Annotated in this window: 20 protein-coding genes and 1 pseudogene; all 21 read right to left on the minus strand. The window is 67.6% G+C overall.

Annotation, left to right across the window (positions count from 1 at the left end; translation table 11 throughout):
• A pseudogene (rps5p, locus tag QZT59_RS18205) lies at positions 1 to 275 on the minus strand (30S ribosomal protein S5); the annotation flags it as partial.
• Complete coding sequence (locus tag QZT59_RS18210) at positions 268 to 819, minus strand: 50S ribosomal protein L18 (RefSeq protein ID WP_290819301.1); 552 nt, start codon at positions 817 to 819, stop codon at positions 268 to 270. The pseudogene rps5p and the gene QZT59_RS18210, both read right to left, overlap by 8 nt.
• Positions 819 to 1,268, minus strand: coding sequence for a 50S ribosomal protein L19e (locus tag QZT59_RS18215; RefSeq protein ID WP_290819302.1), 450 nt, complete (start codon positions 1,266 to 1,268; stop codon positions 819 to 821). The genes QZT59_RS18210 and QZT59_RS18215 overlap by 1 nt, the downstream gene beginning before the upstream one ends.
• Positions 1,265 to 2,203 (minus strand): 50S ribosomal protein L32e, encoded by a 939-nt coding sequence (locus QZT59_RS18220; protein WP_394348682.1) that lies wholly within the window; start codon positions 2,201 to 2,203, stop codon positions 1,265 to 1,267. The genes QZT59_RS18215 and QZT59_RS18220 overlap by 4 nt, the downstream gene beginning before the upstream one ends.
• Before the next feature lie 2 nt (positions 2,204 to 2,205).
• Positions 2,206 to 2,742 carry a 50S ribosomal protein L6 gene (locus QZT59_RS18225; RefSeq protein WP_290819303.1) on the minus strand — a complete coding sequence of 179 codons (537 nt, stop codon included), beginning with the start codon at positions 2,740 to 2,742 and terminating at the stop codon, positions 2,206 to 2,208.
• Positions 2,743 to 2,746: 4 nt separating this feature from the next.
• Positions 2,747 to 3,139, minus strand: a complete 393-nt coding sequence (locus QZT59_RS18230; RefSeq protein ID WP_290819304.1) for a 30S ribosomal protein S8 — start codon at positions 3,137 to 3,139, stop codon at positions 2,747 to 2,749.
• Positions 3,136 to 3,318, minus strand: coding sequence for a 30S ribosomal protein S14 (locus tag QZT59_RS18235; RefSeq protein ID WP_290819305.1), 183 nt, complete (start codon positions 3,316 to 3,318; stop codon positions 3,136 to 3,138). Before QZT59_RS18235 ends, QZT59_RS18230 begins: the two co-directional genes overlap by 4 nt.
• Positions 3,311 to 3,844, minus strand: coding sequence for a 50S ribosomal protein L5 (locus QZT59_RS18240; protein WP_290819306.1), 534 nt, complete (start codon positions 3,842 to 3,844; stop codon positions 3,311 to 3,313). The genes QZT59_RS18235 and QZT59_RS18240 overlap by 8 nt, the downstream gene beginning before the upstream one ends.
• Positions 3,841 to 4,587, minus strand: coding sequence for a 30S ribosomal protein S4e (locus tag QZT59_RS18245; RefSeq protein WP_290819307.1), 747 nt, complete (start codon positions 4,585 to 4,587; stop codon positions 3,841 to 3,843). Before QZT59_RS18245 ends, QZT59_RS18240 begins: the two co-directional genes overlap by 4 nt.
• Positions 4,584 to 4,952, minus strand: a complete 369-nt coding sequence (gene rplX, locus QZT59_RS18250; RefSeq protein WP_290819308.1) for a 50S ribosomal protein L24 — start codon at positions 4,950 to 4,952, stop codon at positions 4,584 to 4,586. The genes QZT59_RS18245 and rplX overlap by 4 nt, the downstream gene beginning before the upstream one ends.
• Positions 4,953 to 4,956: 4 nt before the next feature.
• The gene (locus QZT59_RS18255; protein ID WP_290819309.1) at positions 4,957 to 5,355 is read right to left on the minus strand and encodes a 50S ribosomal protein L14; all 399 of its coding nucleotides are present in this window, start codon (positions 5,353 to 5,355) and stop codon (positions 4,957 to 4,959) included.
• Positions 5,355 to 5,804 carry a 30S ribosomal protein S17 gene (locus tag QZT59_RS18260; RefSeq protein WP_290819310.1) on the minus strand — a complete coding sequence of 150 codons (450 nt, stop codon included), beginning with the start codon at positions 5,802 to 5,804 and terminating at the stop codon, positions 5,355 to 5,357. Before QZT59_RS18260 ends, QZT59_RS18255 begins: the two co-directional genes overlap by 1 nt.
• Positions 5,795 to 6,193 carry a ribonuclease P protein component 1 gene (locus QZT59_RS18265; protein ID WP_290819311.1) on the minus strand — a complete coding sequence of 133 codons (399 nt, stop codon included), beginning with the start codon at positions 6,191 to 6,193 and terminating at the stop codon, positions 5,795 to 5,797. The genes QZT59_RS18260 and QZT59_RS18265 overlap by 10 nt, the downstream gene beginning before the upstream one ends.
• Before the next feature lie 63 nt (positions 6,194 to 6,256).
• Positions 6,257 to 6,463, minus strand: a complete 207-nt coding sequence (gene rpmC / locus QZT59_RS18270; protein ID WP_290819312.1) for a 50S ribosomal protein L29 — start codon at positions 6,461 to 6,463, stop codon at positions 6,257 to 6,259.
• Complete coding sequence (locus QZT59_RS18275; RefSeq protein WP_290819313.1) at positions 6,463 to 7,449, minus strand: 30S ribosomal protein S3; 987 nt, start codon at positions 7,447 to 7,449, stop codon at positions 6,463 to 6,465. Before QZT59_RS18275 ends, rpmC begins: the two co-directional genes overlap by 1 nt.
• Positions 7,449 to 7,934 (minus strand): 50S ribosomal protein L22, encoded by a 486-nt coding sequence (locus QZT59_RS18280; protein ID WP_290819314.1) that lies wholly within the window; start codon positions 7,932 to 7,934, stop codon positions 7,449 to 7,451. The genes QZT59_RS18275 and QZT59_RS18280 overlap by 1 nt, the downstream gene beginning before the upstream one ends.
• A 7-nt stretch (positions 7,935 to 7,941) precedes the next feature.
• Positions 7,942 to 8,364 carry a 30S ribosomal protein S19 gene (locus QZT59_RS18285; RefSeq protein WP_290819315.1) on the minus strand — a complete coding sequence of 141 codons (423 nt, stop codon included), beginning with the start codon at positions 8,362 to 8,364 and terminating at the stop codon, positions 7,942 to 7,944.
• Positions 8,361 to 9,101: a 50S ribosomal protein L2 gene (locus QZT59_RS18290; RefSeq protein WP_290819316.1), complete on the minus strand. Its 741-nt coding sequence runs from the start codon at positions 9,099 to 9,101 to the stop codon at positions 8,361 to 8,363. The genes QZT59_RS18285 and QZT59_RS18290 overlap by 4 nt, the downstream gene beginning before the upstream one ends.
• 2 nt (positions 9,102 to 9,103) lie before the next feature.
• Positions 9,104 to 9,358, minus strand: coding sequence for a 50S ribosomal protein L23 (locus QZT59_RS18295; protein ID WP_290819317.1), 255 nt, complete (start codon positions 9,356 to 9,358; stop codon positions 9,104 to 9,106).
• Positions 9,355 to 10,107 (minus strand): 50S ribosomal protein L4, encoded by a 753-nt coding sequence (gene rpl4p / locus QZT59_RS18300; protein ID WP_290819318.1) that lies wholly within the window; start codon positions 10,105 to 10,107, stop codon positions 9,355 to 9,357. Before rpl4p ends, QZT59_RS18295 begins: the two co-directional genes overlap by 4 nt.
• Before the next feature lie 3 nt (positions 10,108 to 10,110).
• The gene (locus QZT59_RS18305; RefSeq protein ID WP_290819319.1) at positions 10,111 to 11,133 is read right to left on the minus strand and encodes a 50S ribosomal protein L3; all 1,023 of its coding nucleotides are present in this window, start codon (positions 11,131 to 11,133) and stop codon (positions 10,111 to 10,113) included.
• Positions 11,134 to 11,154: the final 21 nt, after the last annotated feature.

Here is an 11,154-nt window from a genome sequence, read left to right on the forward strand (position 1 = left end):
CGGCCCTCGGCGTAGCCGACGAAGCCGTCGCGGTTGCCGACCGCACAGACGCAGCGGAACTTCACCCGCCGTCCGGAGTCGGTCATCCGCTGGACCATGTTGATGTCGAGCACCTCGTCGTCCAGCCCCGGCAGGAGCTGGTCGACGATCTCCGGTTCCTTCAGCGGGAGTCCGGAGTCGAGGGCGGCCTTCATCGTGTCGATCTCGCCCTCCTGTACCATCCGTCCCAGTCGGGTGACGGGCTCCCACCCGTCGTTGTAGTCGTTCCTACTCATTGCTGATCGCCTCTCGTACCTCGTCGAAGTGTTCGGGGAGGGCGGTCGCGTCGAAGTCGGAGCCGTACAGCGGCTCCTCGAGTGACTCCGCGTACTCGGCGATGTGCTCGCCGCGCGTGCGCGACCAGTCCGCGAGCACGCTGTCGTTGTGCGGGATCTCGAGGCCGGCGTCGATCGCACCCTCCTGCACCGCGAACACCTTGTTACCGGGCGTCGCCGTGTTGAGGCCGATGTCGAGCACCGCCTCCTCGACCCCCGCCTCGACCGCGCGCGTGCCGGCCAGCAGGCCGGTCAGGTAGGCGGCGGGCAGGTTGCCCGTCGGGGCCTCCCAGCCGTACTCGGTCAGATCGCCCGAGTGTGCGCTCGCGTGTGTCACGTCGCCCTGGGGGCCGGGGGTGATCAGCTGCGCCCTGATGTGCTTGTTGCTCGTCCGCGCGACGAGGCGGGGCTTGCCCGATTTCAGCAGGCGCAACCTCTGGTGGTAGTCCGTCCGGACCTCCCGGCGACGTCGCATCGGTACCTTGTATCGTGGTCCTGTCGCCATTATTCGTCACCGTATTGATTGTCGATGTAGGTCAGCATGTACCGGACGCTCCGGAACTCGCCGCCGCCGGCTTTCTTGTAGAGTTCCCGGTACTGCGTGGGCGTCAACTCGCCCTGATCGCGAAGTTCGCGCAGCTTCCGACGCTGGGCGCGAATCTTGTTCTGCCACTGTTCTTTGCGGTTCTGTCGCGCGCCCTGCTTGCCCTTGCGCTTACCCGGACCCTTCCGGTGGCCGTAGGCGCGCTTGCGGTTTCGCTCGCGGGCGCGGCCGCGGGAGTTCCCGCGGGCGTTCTCGGCGCGGATCGTCCCGTCGTCGACGAGTTCGCGGATCTCCTCGCGCGTGATCGCCTGGGCGATCTCGCCCTGGGCGTTGGGGTCGAGCCAGATCCGGTTCTCGCCGACGTCGAGGACGTCGGCGGCGAGTCGCTTCTGTGCGCTCAGATCGGTCATTCGTCCACCTCCACTTCCTCGTAGGTCGGATTCAGGACGCGAATGCCCGCGTCCTCGGCTCGTTCCTCGATGCGTTCGCGCTTTCGCCCGCCGACCGAGGAGCCGATGCGAACCGCCTGGCGGTCGCCGTCGACGCCCTCGAGGTCGTCCGGGTTCTCCACGCGGACCTCCTCGAAGCCGCTCGGGTGCTTGCCGCGGACCGCCGTCGGCGTCCGGTAGCCGGCCTCGACGACCGGCCCCTTCCCCTTGATCCGGCGACGCTGCTTCGACAGCCCGCCGCGGGGGCGCCGCCAGGACTCCGGCGTCCGCTTTTTCTTGTGGTAGTCCTGTCGGTTGAACTGCGGTTTGCCCTCGCCGTGGCGCCGAACGAGCAGTCGCGCCTCCTCGTCGGAGAGCGACGGCTCCTTGTCGACCAGTCCGCGCGGCTGCAGTTCGGTTTCGACGTCCTCGGCTTCCGCCTCGACGTCGGGGGCGGCCTCGTCTTCGATCTCGGCTTCGGTCTCCTCGGCGACCTCGAGGTCGCCGACGTCCGCCTTGATCCGGGCGGCCAGCGCCATCCCGACGCCGTCGACCTCGGCCAGCTCGTCCTGGGACGCCTCCTTGACGTCCGTCACGGACTCGTAACCGGCCTCGCGGAGCGCTTCGGCCTTGCTCGCGCCGACGCCGCTGATGTCCTCGAGCGTTTCGGGACCCTCCTCGGCGTCTTCGGTCTCGGCCTCCTCGGCGTCTTCGGTCTCGGCCTCCTCGGCGTCTTCGGTCTCGGCCTCCTCGGCGTCTTCGGTCTCGGCCTCCTCGGCGTCGACGTCCGCTTCTTCGGTCTCGACGTCTTCGGCCTCGGCATCTTCGGCGTCAACGTCCTCTTCCTCGGCCTCAGCCACCTCGGCGTCGACGTCCGCTTCTTCGATCTCGCCGTCTTCGGGTTCGTCGTCTGCCATCGTCAGGCACCTCCTTTACCGGGTTTGGTGGTGATGTAGACGCCGTCCTGGAAGACGCGGGTGTCCTTGCCCGACACGCGCGTCAGCTGCTCGATGTCGGCCGCGGTCTGACCCACGTGCTCTTTGTTCGGACCGGAGAGCGTGAGCTGCTCCCCGTCGACGTCCACCTGGGTGTCGCCGTGGATAGTCGTTCGTCGCGGTGCCTTCTCGCCGAGGAAGTTCTCGATGACGACTTCCTCGCCCTCCACGCGGACCTGCATCGGGAAGTGCGAGTAGAAGACTTCCATCTCGTACTCCCACCCGTCGGTCACGCCCTGGATGGCGTTTCGGACGTGGCTCTCGAACGTTCCCACGGTCGCGTTCGTCTTCGCGTCCGTGTTCTCCGATTCGATCACCACTGCGTCATCGTCCACGTCGACGGTCACGTCGGGGTACCAGAGGCGGCGAGTGACGCTGCCTTCGGGACCCTCGATCGTCACGTCGAGGTGGTCGACCTCGGCGGTTACGTTCTCGGGAATGTCGATTTCGACTCTGTTCATTGTTCTAGTAGACGTACGCGATCACCTGACCGCCGATACCGCGATCGCGCGCATCGTAGTGGCTCATGATGCCCTCGCTCGTCGTCACGACGAGCGCGCCGAAGTCACGAGCGGGGAGGAATCGCTTCTCCCACTTCTCGAACTCGTCGGCGCCGGCGCTGTATCGCGGCTTCACCGGTCCGCACTCGTTGATCGCTCCTTTCAATTCGACCTCGAACGTTCCGGCCTTGCCGTCGTCGACGAACTCGAATCCGTCGATGTACCCGCGGTCGTAAAAGACCTCGAGCACGCTGCCGATCACGTTCGAGGCGGGCGCTACCTCGTGGTCGAGATGCCCCACGCTCTCGGCGTTGTTGAGACCCGAGAGCGCGTTGCTGAGTGGATCGTTCCCCGTCATCGGTACTTCTTGAATCCCATGTCGCGGGCGATCTCGCGGAAGCACTGCCGGCAGAGGTTGATGTCGTACTTGCCGACCAGCCCTTGCTCGCGACCGCAGCGCTGACAGGACGCGAGTTGTCCCGTCCGCTTGGCGGCGTGCTCGCCCGTTCGTTCGTTCTCCTGCTCGCTTTCACTCATCTTCACTCACCTCGACGTCGAAATTCGCCTCGAGGTACGCGATCGCATCCTCGGGCGTCAGCCGGTGGCGCGACGGAATCGATCGGGTGACCTTGTCGCGCTTGGCGATCCGGTAGCCCGGGCGCACCAGGTTGACGGTGACGTCGAGACCGTAGATCCCGACGTTCGGGTCGTACTCCTGGCTCGGGAAGTCCGTGTGCTCGGCGATGCCGAAGCTGAAGTTCCCCGTCTCGTCGAACTGGCCCGGCGAGACGTCCGCGATCGGGAGCGCCCGCTCGAGGAACTCGTGGGCGTCCTCGGCGCGGAGCGTCACCTTCGCGCCGATCGGCTCACCCTGGCGGATCCCGAACTCCGGCTCGGTCGCCTTCGCCTGCGTGCGGACGCTCCGCTGGGCGGTGACGGCCTCGAGGATCTCTTCGGCGTCCGCGAGGTCGCGGCCGCCGCGGCCGACGCCCATGTGAACGACGACCTTCTCGACGCGGGGCTCGCGCATCTCGTGGAACTCCGCCTCGTCGGCTTCGCTCATGCGCTCTCACCTCCGTCGTCGGATCCGGTCTCGCCCCCGAGGAAGTTCTCGTCGATCACGACGACGTACTCCTCGACCGTCTCGAACGGCTCCTCGGTCGCGGCCTCGTCGATCGGTTCGACGTGAACGATGTTGGAACCGCTGCCGGGGGTGACGTCGATCTCGACGATCTCGCCGACCTTCCCGGCGTGGTTGCCCTGGACGGCCGTCACGAGCGCACCCTCCTCGTACGGGAAGTGCGCGACGATCTCTTTGCTCTCGTTGTCGACGACGATCGAGTCCTTCGTGCCGTACTCGTCGCCGTCCTCCTCGACGGTCACGTTGGTGCCGTCGTGCAGCGACAGCTGCGTGTCGCCCCCGACGACCTGTTGCTTGCCCGAAACCTTTCCGAGGCGGCTGCCCGCCGCGTCCTCGTCGATGGCGGTCAGCGAGAGCCGGCCGCCCTCGTCCGGGAAGACCCGGAAGTAGTCGTCCCGGGAGGGGAACGCCAGGATGTCGAACATCCCGATCGGGCGTTCCTCGGCGTTGATCGGGTCGCCGTTGACCAGGACCGCGTCCTCGGAGAGCGCGTAGCGCGCCTCCTTTCGGTTGTCGACGTAGCCGAGCACGTCCCGCAGCAGGATGAGCAGGGGAACGCCCTCCTCGCCGTGCGGTCCGGCCCCGGCTTTCACCGTGAACGTGTCGGTCTTGCGCTCGACCGGCCAGGACTTCGGTACCGAGAGTCGTTTCTGGTGGTTCGTCATTCGCTATCACCGTCGTCGTCGCCTTCGAGTCGCGCCTCGCGACGCTCGTCGCTCAGGTCGAGGTCCGTGATGCGGACGTTCGACGCGTCGATCGGTCGCGGCACTTCCTCGCCGTCGGCCGTCTCGACCGTGACGCCCTCCACGTGGATGACGCCGTCCGACAGTTCGACTCGCACGACCTCGCCGTCCTGTCCCGCGTGGTCGCCGCGCATCACTTCGACGCGGTCGCCCGCGTTGACGCGCGTTCGACGGGTGCCGTACTCCTCGCGAAGCTCCTCGGAGAGCGTCGCGTGGAGCTGCGTTCCGCGCCGGTGCAGCGGGGCGGACTCGAGCGCGTTCCGTTGGTTGCGTGGTTGCTTGCTCATACTATCACACGATCATCGTCGCGGTGCTCGCGATGGCGCCGAACCGCTCGGCGACCTCGCGGGCGATCGGTCCCTTGATCTCCGTGCCGCGGGGCTCTTCGTTCTCGTCGACGATGACGGCGGCGTTGCCCTCGAACTTCAGGCGCGTGCCGTCCGGGCGCCTGATCGACTGGCGCTGGCGGACGACGACGGCCTCGAGGACCTGCCGACGCATCTCGGGGGTGCCCTTCGTGACGGAGACGGTCACCTTGTCGCCGAGACCCGCCTTCGGCTGCCGGTTCTTCGTGCCGTGGTAGCCGGCGACGCTGATGATCTTCAGCTCGCGGGCGCCGGTGTTGTCGGCGCAGGTGACCAGCGACCCCTTCTTGAGTCCCTGGGTGACGTCGGCCTTGATGGCCTCCATCACTCCTCACCTCCTTCGGCCTCGGCTTCGGCGCCCTCCGTGACGTCGCCCGCCGCGAGCTCGCGCTCCGGTTCGGCCTCGCGAGTCAGCTCGGCGATGTCCTCGGCGGTCGCTTCCTCGGTTACTTCGACGACCACGTGCGATTTCGTCTTCGACAGTGGTCGGGTCTCTGCGATCTTGACCGTGTCACCGACCGAGAGCGGCTCGAGCACGCCCGGCACGTGCGCCGGGATGCGCGAGCGACGTTTCATGTAGCGGTCGTACTTCGGGACCGCCACGTCGTACTCTCGTTCGACGACTACGGTCTTGTCCATGTCCGTCGAGACGACGAGTCCCTCGAGGATCTGGCCTCGAACGGGCAAATCGCCGTAGAACGGACACTTCTCGTAGTCGTATTCCTCCGGGTTTTCGGGTTCCGGAGGGGTTTCTACATCTAGTCCTATTGCCATGGTGAATCACCTGACGTTTCCGTGCGTCGGGCGGGTCGTGAGAGCAGCCGCGATCCATCGACCGTAACGTAAGCCACGTCCTCGCCGGCGCAGTCTGGCGACGGGTAGTCGTCCCCAGGTTGAGTGTCGGCCAGTTTGGACGCGGTCCCCAGGGACTTCTCGTCCCCGGCGGCGTCATCTGTGATCGCGAACTCGAACGTCGAGCCCGACTTCGGTACCGTGACCACCCGAGACTCGCCGTCGGCGCGCGTCTCAACCCGGAGCGTGTTCGTCGTCTCGACGACGACGCGCCCCTCGGTGCCGACGCGGCCGGCGTCGTCACTGTCGACGACCCGTACCGGCAGGCCGTTGAGTTCGTGTCGCGCCAGCGTCTCGGGTGTCAGCGCCATTTCACTCCTCGTCCTCGTCGAGGTCGCCCCCCTCACGGGCTCCGCCCGTTCGGATTTCGGATCTCATTCGAGATCCCCTTCCTCGCGCTGGATCGTTTTGATCCGCGCGATGGTGCGGCCCAGCTCGCCGATGCGGCCCGGATTCTCCGGGGCGCCGCCGGCCGCGAGGATCGACTTCTGGTTCAGCTCCTCCGTCTCGAGTTCCTCGAGTTCCGCCTGTCGCTCGGCGGGCGTCATGTCGCGGATCTCCTCGACGTGCAAGATTGCCATCAGTCGTCACCTCCCTCGTCTTCGTCATCGCTCGCGTCTTCCGAGGCGGTTCCCGCCTCGCCTTCCATCTCGGCGACGAGCTCCTCGGCCTCGGCTTCGATCTCCTCGTCGAGTTCCGACTCCTCGGCTTCGTCGTCCGCCGACTCCTCGTCGTCTCCCTCGGCGTCGGCCTCGTCGGCTTCCTCGTCCGCGTCGGACTCGGCGTCGACTTCTTCCTCGATGACCTCCTCGACGACCTCCTCGTCGAGTTCGGGCTCGCCGGACTCCGCGTCAGGCTCCGGTTCGGGCTCGTCCTCGGCCTCGTCCTCGCCCTCTTCGGGCGGGGCCTCGAGCAGCTCGTCGACGCCCTCGTTGGCCTCGACGGCGTCCGGGACGAGCTCTTCGGGGTCCAGATCGTCGTGGACCTGGAAGTCGTCGGGCAGCTCGGCGTCCGGCGGAATGATCTTCACCGTCACGCCGATCGTCCCGAGCTTCATGACCGCGACGCCCTGGCCCTCGTCGACGATCTCCTCGGCGGGCTCGCCGTTGTGCTTGATGTAGCCGCGGTTGAACTTCTCGACGCGCGAGCGCGCGCCCGTGACCTTTCCGGAGAGGACGATCTCGGCGCCCAGCGCGCCGGCGTCCATGATCCGGTCGATCGTCGTGTGGCCGGCCTTCCGGAAGTACCAGCCGCGTTCGAGCGCGTTCGCCAGTCGGTCGGCGACGATCCGCGCGTTGAGGTCGGGTTCGTCGACCTCCTGGACGTCGATCTGCGGATCGTCGAGGTTGAACTTCTCCTCGAGGGCCGCGGTGACCTTGCGGATGTTCTCGCCGCCCTTGCCGATGACCATCCCGGGCTTTTCGGCCTTGAGGACGATCTGGGTGCCCATCGGCGTCTTGGCGACTTCCATGCCGCCGTAGCCGGCTCGGCCGAGTTCCTCGGCGAAGAACTCGTCGATCTGGGAGCGCTGGAGGCCGTTCTCGATGAACTGGTGTTCGTCCGCCATCACTCGTCACCTCCGTCGTCGACCGATTCCTCGGTCCGAGCGACGACGATCTCGACGTCGACCTGGGGCGTGTTCCAGGCGGTCGCCCGGCCCATCGCGCGGGGCTTTCGACCCATGGATTCGCCGACCTTGTGGGCGGCGACGTGGGCGATCTCCATCGCCTCGCCGTCGAAGCCCTGGTGTTCGGCGTTGCCCTCGACGTTCTCGAGGAGGTCGAGGAAGGCCTCGGAGGCCTTCTCGGGGTACCGCCCGGCGTCCCAGCCGTCGATGTCCGATCGGTGGGCGGTCCCGCTGTTGTGAGACTTGAACGGGACGGAGCGCTCGCCGTCGACGACGGCCTCGAGGTACTCCCGGGCGTCGCCGACCGTTCGCCCCTTGATCTCGCGGGCGATCTCTTTGCTGTGCTTGTGGCTCATGTGACGCTCCCGGAGCATCGCTTTCGCCGTGGTGTCCGGGTCCGCGTCGACCGAGTAGTTGATTCCCATGGTTCGATCACTTCAGGGGGACGAACTTCGAGGAGCGGGTCGCGCCGATGCCGGCCTGCCCGTGCTCGACGGACGTCCGGGTGAGCTGGAACTCGCCCAGGTAGTGGCCGATCATCTCCGGCTCGACGCGAACGCGGCCGAACTCCTGGCCGGAGTAGACGGCGAACGTCTTGCCGACGAACTCCGGCAGCACCGGCATGTCGCGCAGGTGGGTGCGGATCGGGTTGTTGGCGCTTTCCTCCTCGCCTTTCTCGCGAGCTTCCTCCAGCAGCTTGCGCTGCTCGACGGAGAGCCCGCGCTCGATACTTCGCCGCTTCCGTGCGGGCAGCAATTCCGCGACCTCGTCGAGCTCCATCTCCTGGAGCTCCTCGAGCGTGTAGCCGCGGTAGGTGAACTCACCTTCGCGGCCGGTTCGGTACTCCTGACTCATTTGTTACCACCTCGGCCGGTCCGGCGCGAGGAGATGTCGCCCACCTTTCGGCCCGGCGGGGCGTCCCGCGAGACGGACTTGGGGCGACCGGGGTGCTGTCGGCCGCCGCCACCGAACGGGTGGTCGACGGCGTTCATCGCGACGCCGCGCACGCGCGGCCACTTCGTGCCGCGGGCGCGCATCTTGTGGTACTTGTTGCCGGCCTTGACGAACGGCTTCTCCGTCCGTCCGCCGCCGGCGACGACGCCGATCGTCGCCCGGCAGCTGGGGTCGAGGCGCTTGACCTCGCCGCTCGGCAACTGGACGACCGCCGCGTTGCGGTCGTGGGTGATCAGGTCCGCGTTGACGCCGGAGGCGCGGGCGAACTTGCCGCCGTCGCCCGGCTTCGCCTCGACGTTGCAGACCGGCACGCCCTCGGGGATCTCCGCCAGCGGGAGCGTGTTGCCGGGTCTGATCTCGGCGCTGATGCCGACCTGGATCTCGTCGCCGACCGTGACGCCCTCGGGGGCGAGCACGAGTCGGCGCTCGCCGCTCGCGCCGTCCGCACCGTCCTCGAAGACGACTTCGGCGACCGGGGCCGATCGCGCGGGATCGTGCTCGATCCCCACGACCTCGCCGCGGACGACGTCGCCGTCTTCTACCTTCTTGTGGGAGAGGTCGGCCTTGTAGCGGTGGCTCGGCGCCCGGAACGTGGGCGTGCCGCGGCCGCGTCGTTGGCCGAAGATGCGACGTCCCATCGTCAGAACACCCCGATTCGCGAGGCGACTTCCTGGGCGTCGTCCTCCTCGGACAGCGTCAGGGTCGCTTTCTTTTTGCCGTTCATGGTCAGTTGCGTGTTCGTCTTGACGACTTCGACGTCGAAGCGCGTCTCGACCTCGTCACGGATCTCGGGCTTGGTGGCGTCGGGATTGACGACGAACTGGAGCTTGTTCTCGAAGTCCATGTCGTTCATCGCCTTCTCGGTCACCAGCGGATAGTCGATGATCGTCGTCATCGGTCCGCCACCTCCTCGAGCGCGCTCTCGGTCCAGACGGTCAGTCGGCCCGGGTGTGCGCCCGGCGCCAGATCCTCCGCGTTCACCTCGGCGGCGGTCGCGACGTCGGCGCCCGCCAGGTTGCGGGCGGCCCTCGACGGACCGGCCTCGTTCGAGGTGACGAACAGGATCGACTTCGGTCGCTTGTACTTGCGTCCGCGGGTCTTCCCGCGACCCGAGCGGACGCTGCGGCCCTCGTCGGCGCGCTCGACGTCCGCGTGGACGCCGGCGGCCTCGAGGAACGAGACGACCTCCTTCGTCTTCACGAGGTCCTCGAACTCGTCGTCGACGACCAGCGGAAGGTCGACGTCGTCGTCGAACGCGTGACCGCGCTCGGCGACGAGTTCGGCGTCCGCGGTCGCGGCGATCGCGCTTCGGATGGCGAGTTTCCGCTCGTTCGTGTTGATCGACTCCGTCCTGTCGGCCTCGGCTTTCGGCGGGTGGGCCTTGCGACCCCCGACGGTCTGCGGGACGCGACGTGCGCGTCCGCCCTGGCGGGGGACGTGAGCGAGCCCGCGGCCGCTGCCGGGGGACTCGGCCGACGTTCGCTTCCCCGCGAACTCGTCGGCGCCGTAGGCCTGCGTTCGGTTCGCCTGGGCGACGCGCACGGCGCGGGCGATGAGGTCCGGGCGGTAGTCCGTCTCGAAGACCGCCGGGAGCTCCACCGTCCCCGCGTCGTCGCCGTCCAGGTCTCGTACTGTTGCGTTCATCGATTATCCCTGGTTGCTTGCGGTGGAGACGTACCGAACCTCGGGATCGAGGCGCGGCTGGTCTCCGGGTCGGATCGCCGGGCGGAAGCGAAGCAGTCGCTTGTTCGGCCCGGGGAGCGAGCCCTTGATCAGCGCGTGCGGTCCGTCGACCTCGCCGTAGTTGACGAAGCCGCCGTCGACCGTCGCGTCGGCGCCGTCGCCGATCGCGAGCAGACGCTTGTTCAGTTCGGTGCGCTGGTGGTAGCCGGTCTGACCCTGCTGGGGCACGGTCGACCGGACGCGGCTGGGGTTCCAGGGACCGAGGTTGCCGATCCGTCGGCGCCAGCCCTGGCGGGCGTGCTTGCCCTTTCGCTTCTGGACGCCCCAGCGCTTGACCGGACCCTGGGTGCCCTTCCCCTTGGTGACGCCGCTCGTGTCGACGTACTCGCCCTCGCGGAACACGTCGTTCATGACGTGGGATCCGCCGTTCTCGGCGAGCAGTTCGAGCCCGTAGTCGACGCGCTCGTCCATCGAGCCGCCGCCGACGCGCGTCTCCATGACGTCGGGTCGCGTCTTCGGCACCGACGGCACCGCTGCCGGCGTCGTGTAGGTGATCGCGCGCACGTCGTCGACGCGGCCCTCGTCGTGGGCCGCGCGGAACTCGTCTACCGCGGCGTCGCGATCGTATTCGTCGCTCGGCAGGTCCAGGACGCGGTCGAGCTCTTCGTCGAGCTCGTCCGCCCAGACCTCGGCGACCGGTTGCTGTCCGTAAGGCGTTGCTTCGTACGCACGCAGGGCGGCGACGCGCATCGGCGGCGTCTCCACGATGGTGACCGGGACGGTCGTTTCCATCCCTTCGGTCGTCGAGTTGGCCTCGTCGTCGACCATCACCACGTGGGTCATGCCGGCCTTGTAGCCCGCGAAGCCCTGGAGCGTCGGCTGTCCGTCGTCGTCCGGCCAGGATCGGAACCGGGGGACCTCGCTGGTCGCCCGCTTCCGTGGGCCGAATCCGAGTGAGCCTTTGCGTGGTGCGTGTTTTTGTGGCATTCTATCACGCTCTCAGTGAGC

The organism is Halovivax sp., assembly GCA_007119345.1.
Lineage (GTDB): Archaea > Halobacteriota > Halobacteria > Halobacteriales > Natrialbaceae > Halovivax.